Source organism: Serratia sp. FS14 (assembly GCF_000695995.1).
Classification (GTDB): domain Bacteria; phylum Pseudomonadota; class Gammaproteobacteria; order Enterobacterales; family Enterobacteriaceae; genus Serratia; species Serratia nematodiphila.
In genome coordinates this window covers 4,779,106-4,804,661 of record NZ_CP005927.1, presented here as the reverse complement: position 1 = coordinate 4,804,661, position 25,556 = coordinate 4,779,106, and the positions used below count along the sequence as shown (strand labels likewise).

Annotated in this window: 25 protein-coding genes; 12 read left to right on the top strand and 13 right to left on the bottom strand. The window is 61.7% G+C overall.

What is annotated here, in order from left to right; genetic code table 11:
- The first annotated feature begins 7 nt into the window (after window positions 1-7).
- The gene (locus tag L085_RS22020; protein WP_044031746.1) at window positions 8-1,045 is read left to right on the top strand and encodes a M48 family metallopeptidase; all 1,038 of its coding nucleotides are present in this window, start codon (window positions 8-10) and stop codon (window positions 1,043-1,045) included.
- A gap of 46 nt (window positions 1,046-1,091) precedes the next feature.
- On the opposite strand, the gene gpmA is transcribed toward L085_RS22020, so the two are convergent.
- The 9 genes from gpmA to modE all read right to left on the bottom strand — a co-directional run bounded on the left by gpmA (window position 1,092) and on the right by modE (window position 10,152).
- Window positions 1,092-1,844, bottom strand: a complete 753-nt coding sequence (gpmA, locus tag L085_RS22015) for a 2,3-diphosphoglycerate-dependent phosphoglycerate mutase (protein WP_004939834.1) — start codon at window positions 1,842-1,844, stop codon at window positions 1,092-1,094.
- A gap of 216 nt (window positions 1,845-2,060) precedes the next feature.
- Window positions 2,061-2,408, bottom strand: coding sequence for a PsiF family protein (locus L085_RS22010; protein ID WP_028127665.1), 348 nt, complete (start codon window positions 2,406-2,408; stop codon window positions 2,061-2,063).
- A gap of 197 nt (window positions 2,409-2,605) precedes the next feature.
- A complete protein-coding gene (gene galM, locus L085_RS22005; RefSeq protein WP_044031745.1) occupies window positions 2,606-3,649 on the bottom strand; it encodes a galactose-1-epimerase in 1,044 nt (347 codons plus the stop codon).
- Window positions 3,643-4,794: a galactokinase gene (galK, locus tag L085_RS22000; RefSeq protein ID WP_044031744.1), complete on the bottom strand. Its 1,152-nt coding sequence runs from the start codon at window positions 4,792-4,794 to the stop codon at window positions 3,643-3,645. Before galK ends, galM begins: the two co-directional genes overlap by 7 nt.
- On the bottom strand, window positions 4,791-5,843 hold the full coding sequence (galT, locus tag L085_RS21995; RefSeq protein ID WP_044031743.1) for a galactose-1-phosphate uridylyltransferase: 1,053 nt from the start codon (window positions 5,841-5,843) through the stop codon (window positions 4,791-4,793). The genes galK and galT overlap by 4 nt, the downstream gene beginning before the upstream one ends.
- 286 nt (window positions 5,844-6,129) lie before the next feature.
- Window positions 6,130-6,948 carry a CPBP family intramembrane glutamic endopeptidase gene (locus L085_RS21990; protein ID WP_044031742.1) on the bottom strand — a complete coding sequence of 273 codons (819 nt, stop codon included), beginning with the start codon at window positions 6,946-6,948 and terminating at the stop codon, window positions 6,130-6,132.
- A 167-nt stretch (window positions 6,949-7,115) separates the two neighbouring features.
- The gene (locus tag L085_RS21985) at window positions 7,116-7,688 is read right to left on the bottom strand and encodes a cysteine hydrolase (RefSeq protein WP_044031741.1); all 573 of its coding nucleotides are present in this window, start codon (window positions 7,686-7,688) and stop codon (window positions 7,116-7,118) included.
- 94 nt (window positions 7,689-7,782) lie between these two features.
- The gene (gene modF, locus L085_RS21980; protein ID WP_044032118.1) at window positions 7,783-9,270 is read right to left on the bottom strand and encodes a molybdate ABC transporter ATP-binding protein ModF; all 1,488 of its coding nucleotides are present in this window, start codon (window positions 9,268-9,270) and stop codon (window positions 7,783-7,785) included.
- A 90-nt stretch (window positions 9,271-9,360) separates the two neighbouring features.
- Complete coding sequence (gene modE, locus L085_RS21975; protein ID WP_044031740.1) at window positions 9,361-10,152, bottom strand: molybdenum-dependent transcriptional regulator; 792 nt, start codon at window positions 10,150-10,152, stop codon at window positions 9,361-9,363.
- 188 nt (window positions 10,153-10,340) lie between these two features.
- On the opposite strand from modE, the gene L085_RS21970 reads away from it, so the two are divergent.
- The 9 genes from L085_RS21970 to modC all read left to right on the top strand — a co-directional run bounded on the left by L085_RS21970 (window position 10,341) and on the right by modC (window position 19,053).
- Window positions 10,341-12,503, top strand: coding sequence for a TonB-dependent receptor (locus L085_RS21970; protein ID WP_044031739.1), 2,163 nt, complete (start codon window positions 10,341-10,343; stop codon window positions 12,501-12,503).
- Window positions 12,504-12,507: 4 nt separating this feature from the next.
- Complete coding sequence (locus L085_RS21965) at window positions 12,508-13,503, top strand: ABC transporter substrate-binding protein (RefSeq protein WP_044031738.1); 996 nt, start codon at window positions 12,508-12,510, stop codon at window positions 13,501-13,503.
- A 1-nt stretch (window position 13,504) separates the two neighbouring features.
- Window positions 13,505-14,260 carry a class I SAM-dependent methyltransferase gene (locus L085_RS21960; protein WP_044031737.1) on the top strand — a complete coding sequence of 252 codons (756 nt, stop codon included), beginning with the start codon at window positions 13,505-13,507 and terminating at the stop codon, window positions 14,258-14,260.
- Window position 14,261: 1 nt separating this feature from the next.
- A complete protein-coding gene (locus L085_RS21955; protein ID WP_044031736.1) occupies window positions 14,262-15,287 on the top strand; it encodes an iron ABC transporter permease in 1,026 nt (341 codons plus the stop codon).
- Complete coding sequence (locus tag L085_RS21950) at window positions 15,284-16,072, top strand: ABC transporter ATP-binding protein (RefSeq protein WP_044031735.1); 789 nt, start codon at window positions 15,284-15,286, stop codon at window positions 16,070-16,072. Before L085_RS21955 ends, L085_RS21950 begins: the two co-directional genes overlap by 4 nt.
- A gap of 145 nt (window positions 16,073-16,217) precedes the next feature.
- On the top strand, window positions 16,218-16,367 hold the full coding sequence (locus tag L085_RS24900) for an AcrZ family multidrug efflux pump-associated protein (RefSeq protein ID WP_004939813.1): 150 nt from the start codon (window positions 16,218-16,220) through the stop codon (window positions 16,365-16,367).
- Between the two features lie 158 nt (window positions 16,368-16,525).
- On the top strand, window positions 16,526-17,299 hold the full coding sequence (modA, locus tag L085_RS21940; RefSeq protein ID WP_015377002.1) for a molybdate ABC transporter substrate-binding protein: 774 nt from the start codon (window positions 16,526-16,528) through the stop codon (window positions 17,297-17,299).
- The gene (gene modB / locus L085_RS21935) at window positions 17,296-17,985 is read left to right on the top strand and encodes a molybdate ABC transporter permease subunit (protein ID WP_015377003.1); all 690 of its coding nucleotides are present in this window, start codon (window positions 17,296-17,298) and stop codon (window positions 17,983-17,985) included. Before modA ends, modB begins: the two co-directional genes overlap by 4 nt.
- The gene (gene modC, locus L085_RS21930; protein WP_044031734.1) at window positions 17,986-19,053 is read left to right on the top strand and encodes a molybdenum ABC transporter ATP-binding protein ModC; all 1,068 of its coding nucleotides are present in this window, start codon (window positions 17,986-17,988) and stop codon (window positions 19,051-19,053) included.
- Window positions 19,054-19,084: 31 nt separating this feature from the next.
- On the opposite strand, the gene L085_RS21925 is transcribed toward modC, so the two are convergent.
- Window positions 19,085-19,903: a pyridoxal phosphatase gene (locus L085_RS21925; protein WP_004939809.1), complete on the bottom strand. Its 819-nt coding sequence runs from the start codon at window positions 19,901-19,903 to the stop codon at window positions 19,085-19,087.
- A gap of 96 nt (window positions 19,904-19,999) precedes the next feature.
- Window positions 20,000-21,970: an acyltransferase family protein gene (locus L085_RS21920; protein ID WP_044031733.1), complete on the bottom strand. Its 1,971-nt coding sequence runs from the start codon at window positions 21,968-21,970 to the stop codon at window positions 20,000-20,002.
- Between the two features lie 686 nt (window positions 21,971-22,656).
- Here L085_RS21920 and pgl point away from each other — a divergent pair.
- The gene (gene pgl, locus L085_RS21915) at window positions 22,657-23,652 is read left to right on the top strand and encodes a 6-phosphogluconolactonase (RefSeq protein WP_044031732.1); all 996 of its coding nucleotides are present in this window, start codon (window positions 22,657-22,659) and stop codon (window positions 23,650-23,652) included.
- A 64-nt stretch (window positions 23,653-23,716) separates the two neighbouring features.
- Here the strand turns inward: pgl and L085_RS21910 are convergent, their stop codons facing one another.
- Window positions 23,717-24,199 carry a kinase inhibitor gene (locus L085_RS21910; RefSeq protein WP_044031731.1) on the bottom strand — a complete coding sequence of 161 codons (483 nt, stop codon included), beginning with the start codon at window positions 24,197-24,199 and terminating at the stop codon, window positions 23,717-23,719.
- A 32-nt stretch (window positions 24,200-24,231) separates the two neighbouring features.
- Window positions 24,232-25,200: a CDF family Co(II)/Ni(II) efflux transporter DmeF gene (gene dmeF / locus L085_RS21905; RefSeq protein ID WP_071841654.1), complete on the bottom strand. Its 969-nt coding sequence runs from the start codon at window positions 25,198-25,200 to the stop codon at window positions 24,232-24,234.
- A gap of 78 nt (window positions 25,201-25,278) precedes the next feature.
- On the opposite strand from dmeF, the gene L085_RS21900 reads away from it, so the two are divergent.
- A complete protein-coding gene (locus L085_RS21900) occupies window positions 25,279-25,554 on the top strand; it encodes a metal/formaldehyde-sensitive transcriptional repressor (RefSeq protein WP_004939805.1) in 276 nt (91 codons plus the stop codon).
- The last annotated feature ends 2 nt before the right edge of the window (window positions 25,555-25,556 follow it).

The window sequence follows — 25,556 nt, the reverse complement described above, 5'->3', positions numbered from 1 at the left end:
GGCGCCGATGATCCTTGAAGGCGCTTATCAGTTGCCGGGACGGGCCGCACGTGAGGCGGCTCGTCTGCTGGTGAACGAAAGCGGCGAAGGCGTGACGTTGCAGCGGCAGGATGAACAGCGTTACATCCCGCTGACGGACATCACCGTTTCTGCCGCGCTGGGCAATATTCCGCTGACGCTCACCTTCAAGGGCGGCGGGCGCTTTGTACCTGACGACGACGCGGCCTTTCGCCGCTGGTTCTATCAGCGCCGTTCGCCAGGGTGGGTGCATCGTCTGGAACGCCATAAACGCGGCGTCGCCCTGGCGCTGCTGATGACGCTGCTGGCGGTAGTGGCTTACGTTTATGTGGTGCTGCCGTGGGCGAGCAGCGAGATCGCCATGCGCATCCCCACCTCGGTGGAACAGACGCTGGGCAAACATACGCAGACGTTTTTGGACCAGAGCGGCTTCGCGCCCTCTGCACTGCCGGCCGAGCGGCAACGGGCGTTGCAGCAGCTATTCCGGCAGGTGATGTCGGCCGAGATGCGCCAGGAGCGCACGCCGCTCTCGCTGAAGCTGATGGCGGCGCCCGGTGCGCCGAACGCCTTTATGTTGCCCGACGGCACGCTGGTGCTCAGCGATAGCCTGGTCACCTTGTCAAAAAACGACGATGGCCTGGCGGCGGTGATGCTGCATGAGATGGGGCATCACGCTCATCGTCACCCGATGCGCATGTTAGTGCGTTCGTCACTGGTGGCGTTGACGCTGATGTGGATGACGGGTGACGTCAGCGGCATCGGCGATACGCTGCTGCAGTCTGCGTCCTTCGTGAATGAGATGCAGTTTTCTCGCAGGATGGAGCGTGAGGCGGATGCGTTTGCGATAGCGGAAATGCAGCGCCAGGGGCGTTCGCTGGCGGAAATGGCGGCGATCTACCGCGCGTTGGCGCAGGCGCCTGAACGAGAAAAGACCGATGACTGGGCGCTGCCTGCCTGGCTCAGCACCCATCCGGCGATGCAGGAACGGCTGGACGCGGTGAATGAGGCGATGGCGCAGCAGCAATAAAAAAGCCCCCGGTGAAAACCGGGGGCTTTTTCGTGAACGGGCGAAATTACTTCGCTTTACCCTGGTTCGCTACGGCCGCCGCTTTTGCTGCGATCTCGTCGGCGTTACCCAGGTAGTAACGTTTGGTTGGCTTGAAGTTCTCGTCGAACTCATACACCAACGGCACGCCGGTTGGGATGTTCAGCTCGAGGATTTCATCTTCGCTCAGGTTATCCAGGTATTTCACCAGCGCGCGCAGGGAGTTGCCGTGCGCCGCAACGATCACGCGCTCGCCGCTCTTGATGCGTGGCAGGATCTCTTCGTCCCAGTAAGGGATAACGCGATCGATGGTCAGCGCCAGGCTTTCGGTCAGCGGCAGCTCTTGCTCGGTCAGCGAAGCGTAGCGCGGATCGTGGCCAGGGTAACGTTCGTCTTCTTTGGTCAGCTCAGGTGGGGTCACCGCGAAGCCGCGACGCCATTGTTTCACCTGCTCGTCGCCGTATTTTTCCGCGGTTTCCGCTTTGTTCAGACCCTGCAGCGCGCCGTAGTGACGTTCGTTCAGCTTCCAGGATTTTTCGGTTGGCAACCAGGCCTGATCCAGCTCGTCGAGGATGTTCCACAGGGTGTGGATCGCGCGCTTCAGTACGGAGGTGTAAGCGAAGTCGAAAGTGAAACCTTCTTCTTTCAACAGCTTGCCTGCTGCTTTCGCTTCGGTGCGGCCCTTGTCGGACAGATCAACATCATACCAACCGGTGAAGCGGTTTTCTTGGTTCCACTGGCTTTCGCCGTGACGCACCAGAACCAGCTTGGTTACAGCCATAGCTTAACTCCTTAATAATCTGACATTTCAATGATAACGAAAATCATTATATTGCCGCGAGCCGGGGCTCGGCAATCGATAGTGTCTAACCATAGCCAATTTCTTGCCGCAAAGTAAGGGCTGGCGAAAGGAAAAAGCTGAATCGTTCAGGCTGAGGCGGAAGGGGGAGAAACGGCACGTCGGAATCGCTCCGGACGCGCCGTGGCGTAGGGAAAATCAGGCCGATTTTTTCAGGCAGTTGCTCATGAAGGTTTTACGCGCGTCGCCCTTCAGATCCTTGGTCTTGGCGTCGGCATTGCAGCTTTTCATTTTCTGCTGCTGCGGCGTCAGGGTTTTGCCGGACGCAGCGGCGCCTTCGGACTTCAGGCAGGTGCTCATAAAGGTGGAGCGATCGGCGCCTTTCAGCGACTTGGTGGATGCCTGCTGGTTGCAATCGGTCATGCGTTTCTGTTGGGCCGCCTGCGCCGGCGAAGGCGTTTTCGTCGCCGTCGTCGCGTCGGCCGCCATCAGATTGGTGCTCAGCATTAAGCCCGCCAGCAATGGAAGTGCAGTAATCAGACGCATAGGTGTTCCTTCAGCTATTGATTGGCCGCCATCGGCCGAAAATTGTGACGTTGCACAAGGCGTTGTGCTTATCACGGTAGCCTGAGTGTAGTGCGCGCTTTGGAATAAGGGAAGGTGGGCGCCGGTGGGGGGATGGCGCTAAAAGGTAAGCATTTATAACAAATTGCCCCCGGCCGCACGGCGAGGGGCGTAGCGGGTCAGATAGGATAAAACTGATAATGCGTGGCGCTGCGGTAGCGGCTCCCCGGTTGCAGCCAACAATCCGGCTGCGGCCACTCGGGGTGGTGCGGGCTGTCCGGCAAAAACTCGCTCTCCAGCGCCACGCCGGCATGGTTGGCGTAGCTGCCGCCATCGCGCGCCGGCGTGCCGGCCAGATAATTGCCGCTGTAGAGCTGCAGCGCAGGCGCGTCGGTGAACACGCTCATTTGCACTTGCCCGTCGGCGGACCACAAATGCGCCGCCGGGCTCTCCAGCGCCCCGCAGGTACGATGCAGCAGAAAGGCGTGATCGTAGCCTTTTACCCGCTGCTGGTCGCAATCGCGCAGGAAATCCTGCAGCAGCGTTTTCGGCTGGCGGAAATCCATGCCGCTGCCGTCCACCGGCGTCAGATCGGCGCAGGGAATGCCCTCGGCGTCAACGGGCAGATAGCGATCGGCGAACAGCTGCAGCCGTTGGGCGCGGGCGTCGGTGCCGGCGCCGTCCAGATTGAAATAGGCGTGGTTGGTCAGATTGACCGGGCAGGGGCGATCGACCTGCGCCAGATAGTTGATTTCCAGGCGATTATCCGAGGTCAGGCGGTAACAAACCTGCACGTCGAGATTGCCGGGGAAACCCTGATCGCCCTCCGCCGAATGCAGCGCATAGCAGACCTGCTGCGCATCATGCTGCACCCGGCGCCAGCGGCGGGCATGAAAACCGTCGGGGCCACCGTGCAGCTGATGGGCGCCCTGATTGGCGGCCAGCGCATGGGGTTTCCCGTCGATGGGCAGACTGGCGTTGGCGATGCGGTTGGCGTAACGGCCGACGGTGGCACCCAGATAGGCGCCCTGACGTGGGTAGTCCGCCGGGCTGTGGCAACCCAGCAACAGCTCGCGCTTTTCACCGGATTTGAGCGGCAAGACGGCGGACAGCCAGGTGGCGCCCCAGTCCATCAGCGTCATCGTCATGCCGCCGGCGTTTTGCAGCAGTGTCAGCTGGTAAGGTTGCCCATCGGGCGCCGCTTCCGTGCTCACCGTCAGCATGGGCCGGCCCCCTGCGAAGCCTGGCAGACATAGAAGGTTTCCTGCAATCCGCCGGTTTGCCGCGGATACTCGTGCGCCACGGCGGCACGCACCGTCTCCACGAGATCCTGCGGCATCAGCGCGACGATGCAGCCGCCAAAGCCGCCGCCGGTCATGCGCACGCCACCGCGCGGGCCGATCGTCGCTTTGACGATCTCGACCAACCGATCGATCGGTGGCACGGTGATTTCAAAGTCATCGCGCATCGAGGCGTGGGATTCTGCCATCAGCCGCCCCATGCGCTGCAGGTCGCCGGCCGCCAGCGCGTCGGCCGCCGCCAGCGTGCGGGCGTTCTCGCTGATGACGTGCCGCGCGCGTTTGGCCACCAACGGCTCCAACTGATGTTGACGCGCTGCAAACTGTTCGGGGCTGACGTCGCGCAGCGCCTTGACGCCGAAGAACCGCGCCGCTTCTTCGCACTGTGTGCGGCGGGTGTTGTACTCGCTGTCCACCAGCCCGCGCTGCACATTGGAGTTGACGATCACCACCGCGACGTTGTCCGGCATCGGCACCGCGCGGGTCTCCAGCGAGCGGCAGTCGATCAGCAGAGCGCTGTCGCGCCGGCCGAGCGCGGAGATCAGCTGGTCCATGATGCCGCAGTTGCAGCCGACGAACTGGTTCTCCGCCTCCTGGCCGTTCAGCGCCAGCGCCACGCCGTCCAACGGCAGCTGATAGAGCGCCTGCAGCGCCTGGCCCACCGCCACCTCCAGCGCGGCGGAGGAGCTGAGCCCCGCGCCCTGCGGTACATTGCCGGCGATCACCAGATCCGCACCGCCGAAATCGGCGTTACGGCGCTGAAGGTGCTTCACCACGCCGCGGACATAGTCGGACCAGCGCTGATCGGGGTGGCTGACGATCGGCTCGTCGAGCGAGAATTGATCCTGCTGATTCTGATAATCGGCGGCCAGCACGCGGATCTGGCGGTCGTCGCGCTTGGCGCAGGCGATGACGGTTTGGTAATCGATGGCGCAGGGCAGCACGAAGCCGTCGTTGTAATCGGTATGCTCGCCGATCAGGTTCACCCGCCCCGGCGCCTGGATGGTCAACGCCGGCGCGTAGCCGAAGTGTTCGGTAAACAGGGAATGGGTAAGCGGTTTCAGGCTCATGCTTGGGCTCCGGCTTCACGGTAATGAATATCGCTGACGGCGCGCAGACGCTCTGCGGCCTGTTCGGCGGTCAGATCGCGCTGGGTTTCCGCCAGCATCTCGTAACCGACCATAAACTTGCGCACGCTGGCTGAACGCAGCAGCGGCGGATAGAAATGGGCGTGCAGCTGCCAGTGCCGGTTGTCGGCACCGTTGAACGGCGCGCCGTGCCATCCCATCGAATAGGGGAAGGAACACTGGAACAGGTTGTCGTAGCGGCTGGTCAGCTTCTTCAGCGCCAGCGCCAGATCGCGGCTTTGCGCCGCACTGAGATCGGTAATGCGCTGCACCGCCGCTTTCGGCAACAGCAGCGTTTCAAACGGCCAGGCGGCCCAGTAGGGCACCACCGCCAGCCAGTGTTCGGTGTTCACCACGATGCGCTCGCCTACGGCCAGCTCGCGCTGCGCATAATCCAGCAGCAGCGGGGAGGCGTGTTCCCGAAAATAGTCGTGCTGCAGGCGATCTTCGCGTTCGGCCTCGTTCGGCAGAAAGCTGTTGGCCCAGACTTGCCCGTGCGGGTGCGGGTTGGAGCAGCCCATCGCCGCGCCTTTGTTTTCGAACAGCTGTACCCAGGGATAGTGCTTGCCCAGCTCATCGGTTTGCGCCTGCCAGGCGGCGACCACCTGTTCCAGCGCCGGCAGTGCCAGTTCGGGCAGGGTTTTGCTGTGATCGGGAGAGAAGCAGATCACTCGGCTGACGCCGCGCGCGCTCTGGCTGCGCATCAGCGGATCCTGGCTATCGGGCGCCGGTGGCGTATCGCTCATCAGCGCGGCGAAATCGTTGGCGAAAACATAGGTACCGCGATAATCCGGATTGCGATCGCCGGTGACGCGCGCATTGCCCGGGCACAGGAAACAGTCGGGATCGTGCGCCGGCAGCGTTTCCGTCGGGACGGCCTCTTGTTGGCCCTGCCAGGGGCGCTTGGCGCGGTGCGGTGAAACCAGCACCCACTGGCCGCTGAGCGGGTTGTAGCGGCGGTGCGGATGATCGATAGGGTTAAATTCCGTCATACGGTTCCTTTCTTGGCGCCGACGAAAGTGTAATCGCTTCCAATTACCGTCTTGAGACGCCCGTTGCTGAACAGGGAGAGGCTATTGCGCAGAAAGATAGCACGCCCGCGGCGGTAAAAAGGTGATCTAACGCGAAAAATGGAATCGTTTACACTTCATTGAAAAGCGCAGGAAGGGCGAAGAAAAGCGGGCGACAACGTGATTGAGGGCATTGCGGTGAGGTGCCGGTGATAGCGTTTTCACCCGACCAGCCGGCAGAGAGGGGGCTCTCTGCCGGCTTCAGCCGTTAAGAATGCTGGTACAGCGGATAGGTGAAGAACAGCAGATGGGTCAGGTTAAGCCCGAAATGGAACAGAATCGGCACCCACAGGCGGCCGCTCCACATCCACGCCAGGCTGTAGATCACCCCGGCGAGGGTCGCGAAGATCACCATCAGCGTACCGCCCGCCAGATGCGCGGCGCCGAACACCAGGGAGGCGACGATCAGCGCCGGCCAGGCGCCCAGCCACTGGCTGAGACGCTGTTGTAGGTAGCCGCGAAACAGAGCTTCTTCGGCCATGCAGACGAAGAACAGGTTTGCCATCACGAAAGGCAGGATCCAGGCGGGCGCATGCAACTCGATTTTTAAGCCGCCCAGCGCGACGGCCAGCAGCAACAGCGCCGGCACGGCCAGCAGCAGCGCAATCCAGCCCGCTTTGCCGGCGTTGCCGCCGCGTTCGGCGGAAAACAGCGTGGGCAAGCAGGCGAACAGCAGGAAGGGCACCATCGCCTTATCGAAGTTGTAATACATGGTGAACGGCGCGCTGAGCGGGCCGGCTTTTTCGCCGTCGATCATCAGCTGATTGTGGATGCCCGGCACCAGGTGCAAGAACAGCGCCACGCAGCCGGCGACCACCAGCCCTTCGAGCGCAATCGCCAGATTGCGTTGCGCGCGAAAATGGTGGCGCAGCCCCGCCAGTGCCACGATGGCCAACAGGCAACCCAGGCTGAGCGGCGTCAGTACCCCATGATAAAGCCCCATGCCCGCCGAGGCGGCCAGGATCACCCAGGCTATCAGCCGGTTAAACGGCAAGAAAAATAACGAAGCAGCCAGTACGCCCCACATAATATGTCCCTTTAAAATATGTACACGGCGCTCAGCGCCTTTGCGGCGTGCGATGATGGCGAAATTGAGCGCTAGAGCGGATAGTAGCACACCAAGATGACGCTAAAGGTCGGGGCAGTGATGCATTTGTGCATGATGCCGGCCCACACGACCGGCGGCGATGAGGGTTAGCCTTTCATCCATGCCTGCGAACGGGTGATTTCGGCCAGGTTTTGCAAGGTATCGAGGCTTTGCTGGTGGATCTCCTGCGTGGGGGCCGCGCACAGGTCTTGCAGCACGGTCACCTGGAAACCGGCGTCGTGCGCCTGACGCGCAGTGCTCTCGATGGCGAGCGGCGTGCTGACGCCCGCCAGCAGCAGATGGTGGCACCGATGTTGCCGCAGCCAGGCTAACAAATTGTTACCGGAGAAAGCGCTGACTGCCGTTTTTTCAAACTGCAGATCGGTCTCTTCCTGATGCAGTTCGGGCATCCAGCGGCAGCCCGGGCCGTTTAACCGCAGCGCGCCGATCTGCTTGAGATGGTTGAACAGCGGCGAATGGGGCGGAATGTCATGATAATCGTCGGCGAATCCCACCCGCACCCAAATCACCGGGATTTTTCGCACCCGGGCATAGGCCGCGGCGGCATTGACGTTGGCGAGCAGGTGGGTCGCCGCCACCTGTTCGCGGCAGTGGTTGGCGCGCCCTTTGGGCCCGATCAGATCTTCGATCAGGTTGATGATAATCAACGCAGCGGACATGGCGTCTCCAGAAATGGCCTTCTTCCTTTCTATGATAAAAGGCCAAATGTGATGTGCTGCGGTGAAGTGTTGCCGGATATGTTTACGCCGCGTTTCAGGCGGAGGCCGCCTCCAGCCGTTGCTGTTGGTAACCATAGCCGCCTTCACCGTCGGGCACGAAGCTGAGGCGGTGAGTGATGCACTGCGGCGCATCTTCGGCATGGTGCGAGACGAACAGCAGCTGGGTAGCGCCCTGGCCGATCAGCACGTCGATGAAGCGGCGCACCAGCTGGCGATTGAGCGGATCCAGCCCCTGCAGCGGCTCGTCGAGGATCAGCAGCGCCGGGTGTTTCACCAGCGCGCGGGCGATCAGCGCCAGCCGCTGTTGGCCCCAGGAAAGGCTGTGGAACGGGGCGTCACCGCGCGCGCCGTTGAGCCCGAGCAGCGCCAGCCATTGCTCTGTCAGCTGCCGCTGACGATCCGAAACCGCCTGATAAATGCCGATCGAATCGAAAAACCCTGACATCACCACGTTGCGCACGCTGGTGTTGACGCGATAATCCAGATGCAGGCTGCTGCTGACGTAGCCGATATGGCGTTTGATTTCCCAGATGGTTTCCCCGCTGCCGCGGCGGCGGCCGAATAGCGTCAGATCGTTGCTGTAGCCCTGTGGATGATCGCCGGTGATCAAGCTGAGCAATGTGGATTTGCCGGCGCCGTTCGGGCCGACGATCTGCCAGTGTTCGCCGGGATTTACCTGCCAGTCGAGGTGATTGAGGATCGGCCGATCGTTATAGCTGACCACGCCGTCACGCAGAACGATCAGCGGCCGATCCGCCGGCAGGGCTACTTTTTGCGTCGGATCCTCGGTTTCCGGCAGCGCCAGCCCGCTGAGATTTTCGCTGTGCGCCAGCTGCGCCACCAGCGCGTCCGCCATCACCTGGCTGCGCGGCCCGCGGCTGGTCAGGGTGCAGTCCGCCAGCACGCCCACCCGCCGGACAAAATCCGGGATTTCGTCGAACCGGTTGAGCACCAGCACCAGGGTCTGGCCCTGGGCGGAAAGCTCGCTCAGCAGCGTGGCGAGCTGCGCGCGTGAGTGCACGTCCAGCCCGTCGAAGGGCTCGTCGAGGATCAGCAGGTCGGGCTCGGGCATCAGCGCCCGGCACAGCAGGGTCTTGCGCGTTTCGCCGGTGGAGAGGTATTTGAAGCGGCGCGTCAGCAGGGCGGTGATGCCGAACTGTGCGGCCAGCCGCTCACAGCGCGCGGCGTCTTTCACCTCTTCCTGAATGATCTCAGCCGCGGTGCGGCCGGTGTCGTCTTCGTTCGCGCTGAGCAGATCGGTGTTGTTGCGTTGCCACTCGTCGCTGACCATTTTTTGCAGCTGTTCGAAGGAGATGCGCACCGCGTGCTGAAAGTCGCTGCGGCGCTCGCCGCTCAACAGAACCAGTTCGTCGGCCAGCGCCCGCGCCAGGGCGGATTTGCCGCTGCCGTTGGCGCCGACGAAGGCCCAGCTGTCGCCGGCCTGGATTTCCAGCGCGTCCAGCGTCAGGGTGCGGGTATCGCTTAAGCGGAATGAACCTTGCGAAATGTGCAACGACGACATCACCTGTTCCTTTTTTTGCAATTATTTGCCTTAGAAATAGGCGCATTGCAGGGGGATGTCAATCAACAAAAATGCAACGTTACGTTGCGCTTAACACAACGTGGCGACAATCACGTGGTCGGCGTTGAACAGGGCGTGTACGGCGGCGCCGACGCTCAGTTGCAGACGCTGCAGCTCCACCGTCGTCAGCGTGGCGCACAGGGTTTCGCCCCCCGCCAGCGTCACCAGCACCTCGCTGTGTTCGGCGCCTGGCTGAATGCCGGCCACCACGCCCGCCAGCGCGTTATCCGCGCCGGCATGTTCCGCCGTCTCGACGCTTAACCGCACCCAGGGCGCCTTGATCAGCGCCAGCACCTCTTTGCCTGGCGTCAGCTGCAGCCGGTCGGCGCTTTGCTGGGTAATGGCCGCCGTCAGGCGAGTGCTGCCGTCGTTCAACAAAATCGCCAGGTGCTGCTGCACCTGCTGATGATCGCGTTCGATGACGGTACCGAAGAATTGATTGCGCGCGCTGGTTTGCAGCGAGAAGCGCGAGATGGCCGCCAGCAGGCTGTCGAGCGGCAGATCGTCCTGCTGCAACACGTCGAAGGCCTTTTGCTGCACCTGGCCCAGCAGGTCATACAGCTGGATCAGCCGCTGGCCATAGTGCGTCAGCTGTGCGCCGCCGCCGCCTTTCCCGCCGGTGGCGCGGTCCACCACCGTTTGTTCCGCCAGCTGGTTCATCTCATTGATGGCATCCCAGGCGCTTTTGTAGCTGATGCCCGCCAGTTTGGCGCCCTGGCTGATGGAGCCGGTGTGCTGCACCTGTTTCAGCAGCGCGATGCGGCGCGGATCGGCGAACAGCTTTTGCTGGAGTTTGAGAGTCAGAAGAATTTCGGCCTGCATAGCGCATCCTGTCGGCGGCAAAAATCTTATTGTCGCCGATTTGGCGGTAAAGCGCCAAACGCAGTGCGCTGGAGAGCGGGGTAATAAAGACTGGCATTGCTTTGTTGTTATAATATAACATAACAGAAAAACGATAAGGCTTTACGCCGGCTGCGGCCGGTTTTTATTTCACCACAGGGATGCTCCACATGAGTACGACACGCCGGCGCTTTCGCGCGCTCAGAAAATCTTTATGCCTGGCCGCCACCTGGGTCGGTGGCGCACTGACGGCGCCGCTGGCTTTCGCCGCCGACTGCGATAAAGCCCGTAGTGCCACGGGATGCGAAGAACATCTCACCGTGGAGGCGGCGGCCCCCGCCGGGCGCTACGATGCGTTGAACGCCGTGAGCCGCAGCGCGTCACAGCTCGGGCTGACCGCTCGGGAGACGCCGCGCAGCATCGATATCATCAGCGCGCGGGCGATCCAACAGCGGGGCGATCGCTCACTGGCTGCCGCCGTCGAGCGCGCCACCGGTCTTTCCGGCGTCGCTTCGCCAACGTTGTCCAACAACTTTTCCGCGCGCGGTTTCCGGCCGATCGCCTGGCTGTATAACGGCGTAGAAATGCCCGGCAGCACGCTGCAGCTGGGCGATCCGGCGCATTACGACAGCATCGAGGTACTGCGCGGGCCGGGATCGGCCTTGAACGGCCTGAGCGCCGCAGGCGGCAGCGTCAACCTGATCTCGCGGCGGCCGACCTTCAGCCGCCAGCCGGTTGAACTCGACTATGGCTTCGGCAGCTACCGCAGCCAGCGTTTGCATCTGGGAGCCGGCGGCGCGCTGGTGGACGATGCGGTGGCGTATCGGCTGGACGTCAGCGGCAACGACAGCGGCAGCAACGTGCAGGACGAGCGCGATCGGCAGAAGCGGGTTTCCGGCTCGCTGCTGTTTAAGCTGACCGACGATGCGCTGTTGACGCTGAGCCTGGACCGCATGCTCAACCGCACCAACAACCCTTACTACGGCACGCCGCTGTTGGATGGGCGCATTGCCGGCGAGCTGCGCGACATCAATTACAACAACCTGACCGACAGCCGCATCCAGAGCAACGCCACCGCATTTCAGGCCAGTCTGGACTGGTTTATGACGCCTGAAGTGGAGTGGCATAACCAATTCTATTACTACAGCGGCTTTCGCGAATGGCGTAACGTCGAGCGTTTCCGCGTCGCGGCGGCGGCCCGGCCCGGCGACGTCAACCGCGACTCTTTCGGCGCCCTGGCGCACGACGACGATCTGATCGGCAACCGCAGTTCGCTGGTGTTCGATCGCGCCATTGTCGGTTTCGATAACCGGTTGCTGGTCGGCTTCGATCTGAGCAAGCGGCATTTTCAGTACTACTCCAACGGTTTCCCCGGTTCCGAAGACGTGCCGCTCGGCGAGCCGCCCAGAGAGCCGTTCGCGCAGGGCACCGATCGCCAACGCGCGCCGGTGCGCCACGTCATCCAGAATCAGTACGCCGCCTTTCTTGAAGATCGCTTCAGCCTGACCGAGCGTTTAGCGTTGCTGGGCCAGTTGCGCTACAACCATATGGACATGGACTGGCGCTTCCAGGGGCCGCAGGAAGAGAGCCGCGCGCACACCTATGTTTTCAGCACCTGGAGCCTGGGCCCCAGCTATGCATTGACCGATAACCTCACGCTCTACGCCAACTACACCACCGGCCAGGAGCCGGGCAACGATCTGTTCTTCCTCAGCCCGACGCAGATCGATCTGCCGCTGACGCGAGCGCGCCAGTGGGAGGCCGGTGCCAAAGGGCAATTTTGGGGTAACAAGGGCGAGGCGACGCTGGCGCTGTACGAACTGCGCAAGGACAACCTGTTTGTGCCCGACGCGCAGCGGCCGGATGCGTTGAACGCGGTAGGCAGACAGACGTCGCGCGGCATCGAGCTTGGCGTGGTGCTGCGTCCCGACGAGCGCTGGGAGCTGGCCGGCAACGCCGCCTACACGCACGCCCGCTACGACGACTATCGCGGCGGTAGCCCGCTGCGCAGCTACAACGGCAATCGCCCGGCCTATATCCCGGACTGGACCGCCAACCTCAGCGTGCATTATCAGGCGACGGAACGTTTGGGGCTGGCTTCTTCGCTGCGCTACGTCGGCAGCAGTTACAACGACGATGCCAACCGGCGCAAGATGCGCGCGTACACCACGCTTGATCTGGCGGCGGACTATCAGCTGACGCCGATCGTCGATGTCGGTTTCCGCATTCGCAACGCCACCAACCAGCTGTACGCCTATCAGCGCACCTATCCGGATCAGGCGCTGATTGCGCCGCCGCGCAGCTATGAAACCTTCGTGTCGGTCAGGTTCTGACGGCGTGAAACGTTCGCTTTACCTGTTGTTGTGCGTCCTGGGATTGGGCTGGGGCGCGCCGCTGCGTGCCGATGCCGTCAGCCTGCACAATTGCGGGGTAACGCGCGATTACCCGCAGCCGCCGCAGCGGGTGCTGGTTTACGCCAACCCGGCGCTGGAAAACCTGCTGGCGCTGGGGCTGGCCGGCCGTGCGATCGGCGTGGTCGGGTATGACCGCGCGCGCGATCCCACGCCGACGGCGCCGGCCGAGGCGCTGCGGGTGCCAGCCAGCCCGGCGCCGCCCACGGCGGAAGCGTTGCTGCTGATGCGGCCGGATTTTGTCTATTCGGCTAGCTATTACTGGCTGCACAGCCCGGAAACGCCCGATCGGGCGCGGCTGGCGGAATGGGGCATCGGCACTTATCTCTCTCCCGGCGCCTGCAGCGGCCAGCAAAGCGCGATCGCCGCCGCGCTGACGTTCGAAGACATTTTCACCGAGCTGCGGGAGCTGGCGCGTATCTTCAACGTCAGCCGCGCCGGTGAAGCGCTGATCGAACGGCTGCGCGGGCAGTTGAGGGCGCTTGAGCCGCAGCGCGCACAGCTGCCGCATTGGCGGCTGCTGTGGTGGTATGCCGGCGCGCAGACGCCCTATGTGGCCGGCTGCTGCGGCGCGCCAGGCTTGCTGAGCCGCAGCGTCGGCAGCGAGAACCTGTTCGGCGATCTGCCCGAGCTGTGGCCGACGGTGTCCTGGGAGATTATTGCCGCGCGCGATCCGGATGCGATCGTGCTTGGCGATCTGCCGCGCGGCGGCTTCGGGGACAGCGCGGCCGACAAGATCGCCTTTCTGGAGCATTACCCGCTGACCGCGACGCTGCGCGCCGTGCGTCAGCGGCGCTACGTGATCCTCCCCGGTTACGACATGGACCCTTCCGCCCGCACCGTGGCGGCGCTGGGCCGTTTGATTCGGGGCCTGGCGGCCTTGTCGCCGCAGGCTCCGACGCTTTCCAACAAGGAACCTTGATATGACTGCCGTTTCATTCTCTTCGCTGCTGGACTCCTGGGATCGCCAGCAGGCGGCCTACATCGCCGAACGCGAAGCGCGTTTTAACGCCCAGCTGGACGTGCTGGCGCTGGCCGTCGGCCAGGATTTTCACGTGCTGGATCTGGCCTGTGGCCCGGGATCGCTGAGCCTGCGTATTTTGCAGCGCTTTCCGCAGGCCAGGGTGACCGCCATCGATCTCGATCCGCTGCTGCTGGCGGTGGCGCGCGGCGCGCTGGCGGAGTATGGCGATCGGATCCGTATCCTGCAGGCCGATCTGGCGGATCCGGCCTGTTTTTCCGCGTTGTCCGGCCCCACGCCGCAGGCGGCGGTGTCCAGCACGGCGCTGCACTGGCTGATGCCGGAACAGCAGCTGGCGCTGTTCCGCAATGTCGCCGGGCTGCTGGCCGACGGCGGCGTGTTCCTCAATGCCGATCATCAGCGCTGTGACCATCGCCATCCGCGGTTGAAAGCGTTGGCGGAGCGGCACGACGAGCAGACCCAACAGCGCGCCTGGGACAGCGGCGTTGAGGATTGGGATCGTTGGTTCGCCGGTGCGCTGCAATCGCCGGCCTTGGCCGCTTATCAGGCCGAGCGCGAAGCGCTGTTCGCCGGCCGCCCGGTACCGCCGCCGACGCCGGTGGATTTCCAGCTCGCGGCCCTCAGACAAGCCGGTTTCAGCGAGGCGGGGACGGTATGGCAACTGTTGGACGACTATGTGATCGCAGGCTGGAAATAGCATGAGCCGGCGGTTACTGCCCGGCCGTGAGGCCGGCTGGTTGTTGCTGCTGGCGGCGGCGCTGCCGCTGGCCCTGCTGGGCGCCACCTTGTCGGGGCCCGCGCCGATCGCGTGGCGCGACGCCTGGCGCATTGTACTCGGCGTCAGCGGCGGCGCAGCGTCCGATGCCGAGGTGTATCAGCGCATCATCTGGTCGCTGCGGATGCCGCGCGCGCTGTTGGCGGCGCTGGCCGGCGCCGGGCTGGCGTTGGCGGGCACCGTGTTGCAGTCGCTGACCCGCAACCCGCTGGCCGATCCCTGGGTGCTGGGGATCTCCTCCGGCGCCGGCGTGGGGGCGGTGACGGTGTTGGTGTTGGGGCTGGGGGGCGGCCTGCTGTCGGTGTCCGGCGGGGCGTTTATCGGCGCGCTGGGAGCGTTTGCGTTGGTGATGCTGCTGGCCGGGCGTTCGCTGCAGGGGGAGTCCACGCTGTTTATTCTGGCCGGGGTGGCGGTGACGCAGCTGCTCTCCGCGCTGACTTCACTGATCACCCTCTGGCAGGCGGACGCCAACGCCACGCGCGGCGTGATGTTCTGGCTGCTGGGATCGTTCAGCGACGCGCGCTGGCCGCAGGTCGGGCTGTGCGGGCTGGCGATGGCGGCGGTGCTGCTGCTTTGTTGGCTGCGGGCGGGCGAACTGGACGCGCTGGCGTTTGGCGGCGTGACCGCCGCTTCGCTGGGGGTGGCGGTGGCCCCGCTGAAGCTGCTGCTGTATGTGGCGACCACCGCGCTGACGGCGGCGATCGTCGCGTTCAGCGGCGCGGTGGGGTTTATCGGGCTGACGGTGCCGCACGTCGCCCGGCGGCTGGTCGGTTCGCGGCATCGGCTGCTGTTGCCGGCCAGCGCTCTGTGCGGCGCCCTGTTCGCCGTGGCGGCGGACACGCTGGCCAGAACGCTGTTTGCGCCGCGCGAGCTGCCGGTCGGGGTGCTGACCGCACTGCTGGGGGTGCCGGTATTCCTGCTGTTGCTGTATCGGAAGGTCAATGCATGACGATTGAAAAAGCGCGATCCGGCCTGTGCGCCGAGGCGGTGAGCTGGCGAGCGGGCGCACGCACGGTGCTGGAAAATCTCAGTTTCTGCGCCTTGCCCGGTGAGGTCACCGGCGTGCTGGGCGTCAACGGCAGCGGTAAATCCACGCTGCTCAAGCTGCTGGCCGGGCTGCAGCCCGCCGCCGGGGGCCGCGTTTGGCTGGAAGGGCGCGAAATTACCGCGTTTTCCGGGCGGGAGCGCGCCAGGCGCATCGCCTTTCTCGAGCAATCCGCCCCCAGCGCCTTCGCGCTGCCGGTGAAGGAGGCGGTGCTGCTGGGGCGCCTGGCCCATACCGGCCGCTGGCGCGGTTTCGGCGCCGAGGATCGCCGCCTCGCCGGGCAGGCGATGGAGCAAGTGGGCATCAGCCACCTGGCCGATCGCGATTGGCAGCGGCTGTCCGGCGGCGAACGGCAGCGGGTGCATCTGGCGCGCGCGCTGGCGCAGCAAACGCCGTGGCTGCTGCTGGACGAGCCCGCCAATCATCTGGATATCGCCCATCAACAGCAGTTTATGGCCTTGCTGCGGCGGCTGAAACTCAGCGTGGTGGTGACGCTGCACGATCTTAATCTGGCGGCCTGTTATTGCGATCGGATCGCGCTGCTGCAGCGGGGCGGGATCTGTGCGGCGGGCGCGCCGCGGCAGGCGCTGACGCCGGAGAACATTCGCGCGGTATACGGTGTGGAGGCCAGGCTGGCGGCGCCCGCCGGCTATGCGCCGCCGTTGATCTATTACCCTGCGCCGGGATGAGGGCGGCTGAAAGGGCACGTTTGGCCGATCACAATTTCGCCTCGCTGGCTAAAATAACTCCGTTTTATCGATTTTTTTGGGTTAGAATAACCGGATATGCGGTGAAAGGTATTTGCCGCTCAATGGGCAGTTAAGCGAGGCTATCATGTTGGAATTATTGAAAAGTCTGTTGTTCGCCGTGGTGATGGTGCCGGTGGTGATGGCGCTTATTCTCGGCCTGATCTACGGTTTTGGCGAAGTGTTCAACGTCTTCTCCAAAGTGGGCCGTTCGAAAGAAAACCGCACCCAGCACTGACCGTTCCCCATCCCGATACCCGCCGGCATTCCCCGGCGGGCATTCCTCAAGTTATCTCACGCTTTGCCGATAAACCGCATGACAAGCTTTCGCGCAACGTTATATTATTTTTTATATAACGAAGAGTGATAATGCACGTTAACTTGCGGAGAAAAACAATGAAACAGCAATGGACCAAATGGGTTGGCGGGATCGTTCTGGCATCGGGCCTGGTGGCTCAGGCTTCGGCGGCGGAAAAGATCACCGTGTTCGCTGCCGCGTCGCTGACCAACGCGCTGCAGGACATCGCCACCCAATATCAAAAAGGCAAGGACGTGCAGGTGGTTTCCTCCTTTGCGTCGTCCTCGACGCTGGCGCGCCAAATTGAGCAGGGCGCTCCGGCCGATCTGTTTATCTCCGCCGATCAGCAGTGGATGGATTACGCCATCGACAAGCAGCAGATGGTGAAAGACACCCGTTACACGCTGCTGGGCAACGAACTGGTGCTGATCGCCGCCAAGAGCGATAAGCAAGACAAGATCGCCATCGACAAGCAGACCGACTGGGCCAAGCTGCTCAACGGCGGCCGCCTGGCGGTGGGCGATCCGGATCATGTGCCGGCCGGCATCTACGCTAAGGAAGCGCTGGAACACCTGGGCGCCTGGAGCGCATTGGAGCCGAAACTGGCACGCGCCAACAATGTGCGCAGCGCCATGGCGCTGGTGGAGCGCGGTGAAGCGCCGCTCGGCATCGTCTACGGCTCCGACGCGGTCGCCAGCGACAAGGTGAAAGTGGTGGGCGTGTTCCCGGAAGACAGCCACAAACCGGTTGAATATCCGATGGCGATGGTGAAAGATCGTCAAAATCCGACGGTCAGCGCTTTCTATACCTATCTGAAGAGCCCGGAAGCGGCCGCTATTTTCGAACATTATGGATTCACCCCGCGTAAATGATTCTGAGTGAGTACGAGTGGCAGGCGGTTGAGCTGAGCCTGAAAGTCTCCGGTTTGGCGGTGGTCTGCAGCCTGCCGTTCGGCATTCTGATGGCCTGGGTGCTGGTGCGTTGCCGCTTCCCCGGCAAGGCGCTGCTGGACGGCGTCATTCACCTGCCGCTGGTGCTGCCGCCGGTGGTGGTCGGCTATTTGCTGTTGATCGCCATGGGGCGGCGCGGCGTTATCGGCGAGTGGCTGTACGACTGGTTCGGTTTCAGCTTCAGTTTCAGCTGGCGCGGCGCCGCGCTGGCGTCGGCGGTGGTGGCGTTTCCGCTGATGGTGCGCGCCATCCGGCTGGCGCTGGAGGCGGTGGATACCCGGCTGGAGCAGGCGGCGCGCACGCTGGGCGCCAATCCGTGGCGGGTGTTTTTCACCATCACGCTGCCGCTGTCGCTGCCCGGCGTCATTGTCGGCGTGGTGCTGGCCTTCGCCCGTTCGCTGGGGGAGTTTGGCGCCACCATCACCTTCGTCTCCAACATTCCCGGTGAAACCCGCACCATTCCGCTGGCGATGTATACGCTGATTGAAACGCCGGGGGCGGAGGCCGCCGCCGCGCGTCTGTGCGTGATCGCCATCGTGCTGTCGCTGGCTTCGCTGATGGTGTCCGAATGGCTGGCCCGCTGGGGCCGCAAACGGATGGGGGTGTAAATGCTGGAGCTGGATTTCTCGCAGCAGCTGGGCGACCTCAATCTCAACGTCCGCGCCGATTTGCCGGCGCAGGGCATCACCGCGATTTTCGGCCTGTCCGGCGCGGGCAAAACTTCATTGATCAACGCCATCGGCGGCCTGACCCGCCTGCAGCAGGGGCGTATCGCGCTCAATGGCCGCACGCTGGCGGATACCGCCACCGGCCTCTGCCTGCCGCCGGAAAAGCGCCGTATCGGCTATGTGTTTCAGGATGCGCGCCTGTTCCCGCACTATCGGGTGCGCGGCAACCTGCAGTACGGCATGGCGGCCGGCATGCGCGCGCAGTTCAACACCATCGTCGAGCTGCTGGGCATCGGGCCGCTGCTTAATCGGCTGCCCCTGACGCTCTCCGGCGGTGAAAAACAGCGGGTGGCGATCGGCCGCGCGCTGCTGACCGCGCCGGAACTGCTGCTGATGGATGAACCGCTGGCCTCGCTCGATCTGCCGCGCAAACGCGAGCTGCTGCCGTATCTGGAGCGGTTGGCGCAGGACGTGAACATCCCCATCCTTTACGTCAGCCATAGCCTGGACGAGATCCTGCGCCTGGCCGAGCAGGTGATGGTGCTGGATCGCGGCGAGGTGCTTGCGTTCGGCGGGCTGGAAGACGTCTGGGCCAGCAGCGCGCTGCGGCCGTGGCTGCAGCGTGAAGATCAGAGCAGTGTGCTGCGCGTCAGCGTGATTGAGCATCATCAACGTTATGCCATGACCGCGCTGGCGCTTGGCGATCAAAGGCTGTGGGTCAGCGGCCTCGACGCCGAACTGGGCACCCAGCTGCGCATTCGCATCAACGCCGCCGACGTCTCGCTGGTGCTGCAGCCGCCGGTCAACAGCAGTATTCGCAACGTCTTGCCGGCCAAGGTGAGCGAGTGTCTGGACGTGGACGGGCAGGTGGAAGTGAAACTGGCGGTCGGCGAACACGTGCTGTGGGCGCGCATCACGCCCTGGGCGCGCGATGAACTGGCGATCCGCCCCGGGCAGTGGTTGTATGCGCAGGTGAAGAGCGTGTCTATCAGCCGCGAGAGCCGCTAAGGCAGGCCCTCCCGGCGGGAGGGCGAAAAGATTACAGCACGCGGGTGCGGATCACCTCGGCGATACCCGGCTGCAGGTTATCGGCGATCACCAGATCGGCGCGTTCCTTGATGGCGTCATCGGCATTGCCCATCGCCACGCCCAACCCGACCGCTTCCAGCATGCTGATGTCGTTGTAGTTGTCGCCGAACGCCACCACCTGATCCATGCTCAACCCCTGCGACTCTACCCATTGACGCAGGCGTTTGCCTTTGCTGTTGCCGCCTTTGGCGATATCCACCTGATCGTGCCAGGACCATTCGCACGCCAGCCCCAGCTCTTTCTCCACCGTGTCGGCAAACTCGCGCAGCGCGGGGATATCGGCATGCGAGGTGGCGAATTTCCAGATCGCCTGCGCGTCGTCGGCCGCCTGCGTCAGGCTGCCGACCTGCAGCAGCGTCGGGCGCTGCGCCGCCGGCAGGGTTTCGGCCCAGGCCAGCGAGCGAATCACATGGCCGCTCGGTTCCTGATACAGCATGGCGTCGTCAACGTACATCAGCCCGTGAATGTCGGTCTGTTTGAGCATCTGCAGCACCTGTTTGGCCTGCTCCTTCGCCAAGGGATCGGCGGCCAGCACCTTTTTCTGCTGAAAATCATACAGGTAGGTGCCGTTGCAGCAGATGGCCGGGGTATCTATCTGCAGCGCCTGGTAAAACGGATGGATGGCGACGTGGTGGCGGCCGGTGACCACCACCACCTGGACGCCGGCGGCGCGCGCCTGCGCCAGCGCTTCCAGCGACTGCGGTAAGATGCGTTTTTGGTTGTCCAACAGGGTGCCGTCAAGATCGAGGGCGATGACGCGGTAGCTCATAGGGTTCTCGTTATCGTTAGCCATAAAATTAATCCGATGGTACCTCTTCGCTCTGATGCAAACAATTCGGCCTGCCTGCTATCGCCGACCGATGACTTATTTGGACGCTGATGAGAACAGAGTTTTGAACATCGGTACCAGAAGTTTGTTGCCATATTCGCTAAGATGGTTATCGTCAAAATAGATGGGCCGCCCATTGTGAGTTCCCGCGCACTTGCCGTCTCGGCAGAGGTAAGGAAGCGGATCCAAAATTTTTACGCCACATTTTTTCGCCGCTTCATCTTGAGCTTGCCAGACAAAAGCATGACGTTGTCGGTAATCTGTTTCGGAGATGGATATGTCGGGCTCTGAACCGCCAAAACTCAGCAGGCGCGACAGTGTTTTTGGCACATTGACGAGCATTTCCGGCACCGGACGCACAACATAAATTTGCCGTTCTGTAGCCATTTCACACAGAGTGTCGACGAGTGAAGTTTTGAACTCGGACAAAAATCCCGGCTCAGGGGTACGATATACCTTCGAAAAATACACCGAGGGTTGGTTCAGCTTCGCGCCCGCAATTTGCTGGCCGAAGGCGTAAGCACTGGTTCTGTTAATCACGACTGCGGGGATATTGTTGTCCAGCGTGGATAGTTTTTCTTTTATCCACTGATTGAATGCGCTGCACTGAATATTATCGTCAAGCGCGCCGGGAACAACGTTGGCACCGAAGAGCGTTGGGCAGCCTGCATAAGTGAGATTGAGAAGCCCATCAGTTTGATTTGGTAGGGCGGACTCGACTGCAGAGATCATCGCATCGCCGTGGCTATCGCCAACGATGATAACCCGAATATTTTCGCCTCCATAGATACAGGATGGCGAGCTGATGCCGGACTTGGCGAAGCATTCATCTCTGTTGGCGAGCATGTTGGTACTTTCGTTGGCGATCAGATCGATTTGCTGCGGTAACCTGCCAGAGAAATTAACGGTAAACAGTGTGACACACAGCGCAGCAACCAGCATGGTAGCTATTCCGATTGTACACACTGATTGACGCGTTGTTTGCCTTGAAAGCCACTTGCGGGCAGGGTTTTCTATAAGACGAAGCGACAACTCGCCAAGCAACACGCTGGCCAGTAATCCCGCAACTACCCATTTCATCTCGGATTGAGCATTGGTGTAGACAAGCAGCACCGCAATCGGCCAATGCCAAAGGTAAATAGAGTAGGATGAAACACCCAGACGTGCAGCGACGGGGTTTGAGGTCAAGGGGGAATCCTGGCGGCCGGCGGCAAGCACCAACATGGCGCCGATAACCGGCAACAGGGCGTTATAACCGGGCCAGGGTTTACTGGCATCACATCCCACGATGGCTATCGCGATGCATAGCATCCCAAGCCATTCCGTATAAATACGTCTTTTTCCGCTGAGCGTTCGGTTTTGCGTTAACCGCCAGACGATTCCTCCGGCAAGCATTTCCCAGGCTCGGGTTGGGATAAGAAAAAAACCGGCGGAGGGCGCGAGGGAAGACATGATGATTGATAAGCCAAAGGAGACCACGCCGGCTAAAATGATGAAGCGCATGAAGCCGTTTTTGCCCCCCAATCGCCATATCAACATAAGGGCCAGCGGCAGGATAATATAGAACTGCCATTCTACGGATAACGACCAAGTATGCAGCAGCCATTTTTCATGGGATACGCTGTCAAAATAGCCGGCTTCTTTCCAAAACTTCACGTTAGACAGGAAGAGTATGGCGGTAAAGGCATGTTTTGCCAGTTGACGGTAATCCAGCGTTGGTAACCAGAACCATCCCAGGCACAGTAAGGTCGAACAGAGCGCAAGTAGGGCGGGAATGATGCGACGGGCTCGAGCCAGGTAAAAGCGCCAAAGTGAAAAACGATCTTGTTCCAGGCCGGTAATGATGATCTGCATCATCAGGAAACCGGATATGACGAAGAATACATCTACGCCGACAAAGCCGCCGGCAAAACCCGGGATGCCGAAATGAAAAAGTACGACAGCGATCACTGCCCAGGCTCTAAGCCCGTTGATGTCATGTCTGAAATTCTGTGAAGAAGAAAGCATATCTATTACTCAGTAAATGTATTTTGGGTTTTTTATAGTCATCCATAAGGAGTGCGGGCACGCTTTCCCATGGTGTTATTGCAATCGCGATTGAAGTTTTTATTAATCCCTCTTAATTATTTTCATTTTTATTTATGTAAGTAGCCAAATGCATTCATCATGAGAATTATTAAAGGGCACGCCACAGGCATAGGTGGCATGCCAGAACCGACATAACTGTTATGTCCAGCGAGTCATAGGCGTGTCTGTGTCTATCGTGGGATATAGATTAATTAATATTTATTATATTCTTAATTTTATTTATATTAATTATGATTTCTGCTTTGGTTATTTATATTAATTATGTTTCTAGTGATGCCAGGTGGTTATGTGTATTGCTAATGTAAAGAGGATTAACCGTTCGGCGGCAAATTCTATTTTAAATTTTGAGCAGGCCTTTTAATTTATCAATAATTCGTGAGTCTGTCTTCCATTCTCTATGACTGCTCGTTTCCGATAAGAAAATCGCAGCAGACGCTAGGATGATGGCTTTTGGCATTTTGAACGTAGATGTTGTCTGGGGGGAAAGTATGTGGCTTGGGGATTTAAGCGTAATGCGGTAGTGCCATGTGACGGATGTGCGGTAAGCTAGGGGCAAGCGAACGGCCTGAAACCGGTTCCTCTTTTACCCTTTGCAAGGAGAACACATGAAGCAAATCGTTTATGTCGCCAGCCCGGAGAGCCAGCAGATCCACGTCTGGCAGTTGGACGACGCCGGCGCGCTGGCGCTGCTGCAAACCGTTGACGTGCCGGGCCAGGTGCAGCCGATGACCCTTCATCCGGACAAGACTCACCTGTACGTCGGCGTGCGTCCGGCGTTCGGTATCGTCAGCTACCGCATCGAGGCGGACGGCACGTTGCAGCAGGCCGGCATGGCGCCGCTGCCGGGCAGCCCGACCCATATCTCGACCGATTTGCAGGGGCGTTACCTGTTCTCCGCCTCCTACAGCGGCAACTGCGCCAGCATCAGCCCGATCGGCCACGACGGCGTGGTCACGGCGCCGATCCAACAGATCGACGGCCTGAGCGCGCCGCACTCCGCCAACATCGATCCGACCAACCAGCTGGTGCTGGTGCCGTGTCTGAAAGAAGACCGCATCCGTCTGTTCAACCTGAGCCTGGCCGGGCAGCTGACGCCGCACGCGCAGGACGCGGTGGATATCGCCGCCGGCGCCGGTCCGCGCCATATGGCGTTCCACCACAACGACAAGTTCGCTTACTGCGTCAATGAGCTGAACGGCACGGTGGACGTGCTGGCCATTTCGGAAAACGGCGGCAAATACAGCGTGACGCAAACGCTGGACATCATGCCGAGCGATTTCGACGGCACCCGCTGGGCGGCGGACATTCATATCACGCCGAACGGCCGCTTCCTGTACACCAGCGATCGCACCGCCAGCATTCTGACCCTCTTCAGCGTCTCCGAAGACGGCGGCACGTTGAGCGTGGTCGGCTATTATCCGACCGAAGCGCAACCGCGCGGTTTCAATATCGATCACAGCGGCCGCTTCGTGATTTCGTCCGGCCAGAAGTCCGATCACATCGCGGTGCATGAAATTGATCAGGCCAGCGGCGAGCTGACGATGCTGGCGCGTTATCCGGTGGGCAAGGGCCCGATGTGGGTGAGCGTGCTGGCGAAGTAATTCGTCAGCCAGACTCGAGTGGAAAGCGCGGTGCGGTTGACCGCGCTTTTTTATTGGCGGGGGATCAGTTGAACATCACCGTCAGCGTGGCGCTGCCGAGACTGTGGAAATGGACGTTGAAGCCCACCAGCGCGCCGCTGGAACCCTCATCCACGTCAATGCGCTCCACGTCCAACGCATGCACGGTGAACTGATAGCGGTGGCTTTCGCCCTTCGGCGGCGCGGCGCCGCCGTAACCGGCCGAGCCGAAGTCGGTGCGGGTTTGCAGCGCGGCGCTCGGCAGCGGCGCTTTGCCGGAGCCTGCGCCCTGCGGCAGCTCACGCACGTCGGCCGGAATATTGGCCACCACCCAGTGCCACCAGCCGGAGCCGGTAGGGGCATCGGGATCGTATAGGGTGACGACGAAGCTCTTGGTGCCCTCGGGCACGCCGTCCCAGGCCAGGTGGGGCGACAGGTTATCGCCGTGGTAGCCCATGCCGTTGAAGACCTGCGTCTGCGGCATTGTGCCGCCGTCCTGCAGATCGTTGCTGTACAAACGAAAAGCCATAATGACTCCCAGTTGTGATAAAAGCAGAGCCCTTAAGCTAGATCTTTTCGGTGGAACAATACAACCCCTTGCGCCAGCGGCGGGCGGTTGATCTCGACGGTGACATGCACCAGTTCGGGATGAACGGCCAACAGTTGGCGCACCCGGTCGGCGGTGAGGGCGCGATCGGCGCTGCTCAGGGCGAGGATGCAATGATATTTTCCTTTACCGATGCGGCCTAAATGCAAATCGGTCAGCGTGAGTGGGTGGCCGGAGGTGGCCAGGGTCTGACGTATCTCTTGCGCCACGGGGGCGTCCATTTCGGCATCCAGCAAAATCTTCCCGCTATCGCGCATCAGGCTATAGGCCCAGGTGGCCACCATCATCGCGCCGACGATGCCCATCAACGGATCGAGCCAGGCGGCGCCCCAAAGCTTGCCGCCGAACAGCGCGACGAGGGCCAACACCGAGGTGGCGGCGTCGGCGATGACGTGGATATAGGCGGAGCGCAGGTTGAGGTCATGATGATGGTCATCGTGGTGATCCTCGTGGTGGTGATGGTGGCCGCCGCCGCGTAACAGCCAGGCGCAAAGCAGATTGACGGCCAGCCCGATCGTACCGATGGCGATGGCTTCGTTGTAATGAATCGGGCTGGGATTCAGCAGCCGCTGCGCTGACTGAAACAGCATCAGCGCTGCCACCAGCACCAACAACACCGCGCTGGTGTAACCGGCCAGCACTTCTATCTTCCAGGTGCCGAGGCTGAAGCGGCGATCCTTGGCCAACCGGCGTGCGGCGCCGTAAGCCAGCAGCGACAGGCCCAGGGCCAGCGCATGCGAGCTCATGTGCCAGCCGTCGGCCAACAATGCCATCGAGTTAAACAGCCAACCCCCGGCTATCTCGATGACCATCATACTGGCGGTGAGTATCACCGCCCATCTGGTGTTTCTTTCGGCCAATGGGTTACCATCGTCAAAAACGTGGCTGTGCTCGCGGTGCAAAGCGGGCGCGTGAGACGTCATGGTGAAGTTCCTCAGCAAAAGGTAGTGTGCTGAAATATACTATACCCCAGTATAGTAAATAACAATCAGGCGGAAATAATGAGCCATACCCTCAGAGATCAAAAGAAGCTGTTGGCGCGGGTGCGCCGCATTAAAGGGCAGGCCGAAGCGCTGGAGCGCGCGCTGGAGAGCGGCGGCGAATGTTCTGCTGTGCTGCAGCAGATCGCGGCGGTGCGCGGCGCGGTCAACGGTTTAATGGCGCAGGTGCTGGAAGGGCATGTGCGCGAACATCTGGCTGCCGCAGACGCTACGCCGCAGCAGCGCGAGCAGGACATCGAGCAATTGATGACCGTTTTACGTTCTTATATGAAGTAATC

Excerpts from the sequence above, each read along its gene's own strand:
- L085_RS21925 (WP_004939809.1), bottom strand. The coding sequence starts at position 19,903 with ATGAGCTACCGCGTCATCGCCCTCGATCTTGACGGCACCCTGTTGGAC.
- galK (WP_044031744.1), bottom strand. The coding sequence starts at position 4,794 with ATGAGCCTGAAACCGCTTACCCATTCCCTGTTTACCGAACACTTCGGC.
- L085_RS21990 (WP_044031742.1), bottom strand. The coding sequence starts at position 6,948 with ATGTGGGGCGTACTGGCTGCTTCGTTATTTTTCTTGCCGTTTAACCGG.
- L085_RS21970 (WP_044031739.1), top strand. The coding sequence starts at position 10,341 with ATGAGTACGACACGCCGGCGCTTTCGCGCGCTCAGAAAATCTTTATGC.
- modC (WP_044031734.1), top strand. The coding sequence starts at position 17,986 with ATGCTGGAGCTGGATTTCTCGCAGCAGCTGGGCGACCTCAATCTCAAC.
- L085_RS21900 (WP_004939805.1), top strand. The coding sequence starts at position 25,279 with ATGAGCCATACCCTCAGAGATCAAAAGAAGCTGTTGGCGCGGGTGCGC.
- gpmA (WP_004939834.1), bottom strand. The coding sequence starts at position 1,844 with ATGGCTGTAACCAAGCTGGTTCTGGTGCGTCACGGCGAAAGCCAGTGG.
- L085_RS21910 (WP_044031731.1), bottom strand. The coding sequence starts at position 24,199 with ATGGCTTTTCGTTTGTACAGCAACGATCTGCAGGACGGCGGCACAATG.
- L085_RS24900 (WP_004939813.1), top strand. The coding sequence starts at position 16,218 with ATGTTGGAATTATTGAAAAGTCTGTTGTTCGCCGTGGTGATGGTGCCG.
- modB (WP_015377003.1), top strand. The coding sequence starts at position 17,296 with ATGATTCTGAGTGAGTACGAGTGGCAGGCGGTTGAGCTGAGCCTGAAA.
- L085_RS22020 (WP_044031746.1), top strand. The coding sequence starts at position 8 with ATGATCCTTGAAGGCGCTTATCAGTTGCCGGGACGGGCCGCACGTGAG.
- pgl (WP_044031732.1), top strand. The coding sequence starts at position 22,657 with ATGAAGCAAATCGTTTATGTCGCCAGCCCGGAGAGCCAGCAGATCCAC.
- modF (WP_044032118.1), bottom strand. The coding sequence starts at position 9,270 with ATGTCGTCGTTGCACATTTCGCAAGGTTCATTCCGCTTAAGCGATACC.
- L085_RS22010 (WP_028127665.1), bottom strand. The coding sequence starts at position 2,408 with ATGCGTCTGATTACTGCACTTCCATTGCTGGCGGGCTTAATGCTGAGC.
- modA (WP_015377002.1), top strand. The coding sequence starts at position 16,526 with ATGAAACAGCAATGGACCAAATGGGTTGGCGGGATCGTTCTGGCATCG.
- galT (WP_044031743.1), bottom strand. The coding sequence starts at position 5,843 with ATGACGGAATTTAACCCTATCGATCATCCGCACCGCCGCTACAACCCG.
- galM (WP_044031745.1), bottom strand. The coding sequence starts at position 3,649 with ATGCTGACGGTGAGCACGGAAGCGGCGCCCGATGGGCAACCTTACCAG.
- L085_RS21950 (WP_044031735.1), top strand. The coding sequence starts at position 15,284 with ATGACGATTGAAAAAGCGCGATCCGGCCTGTGCGCCGAGGCGGTGAGC.
- dmeF (WP_071841654.1), bottom strand. The coding sequence starts at position 25,200 with ATGACGTCTCACGCGCCCGCTTTGCACCGCGAGCACAGCCACGTTTTT.
- L085_RS21960 (WP_044031737.1), top strand. The coding sequence starts at position 13,505 with ATGACTGCCGTTTCATTCTCTTCGCTGCTGGACTCCTGGGATCGCCAG.
- modE (WP_044031740.1), bottom strand. The coding sequence starts at position 10,152 with ATGCAGGCCGAAATTCTTCTGACTCTCAAACTCCAGCAAAAGCTGTTC.
- L085_RS21985 (WP_044031741.1), bottom strand. The coding sequence starts at position 7,688 with ATGTCCGCTGCGTTGATTATCATCAACCTGATCGAAGATCTGATCGGG.
- L085_RS21920 (WP_044031733.1), bottom strand. The coding sequence starts at position 21,970 with ATGCTTTCTTCTTCACAGAATTTCAGACATGACATCAACGGGCTTAGA.
- L085_RS21955 (WP_044031736.1), top strand. The coding sequence starts at position 14,262 with ATGAGCCGGCGGTTACTGCCCGGCCGTGAGGCCGGCTGGTTGTTGCTG.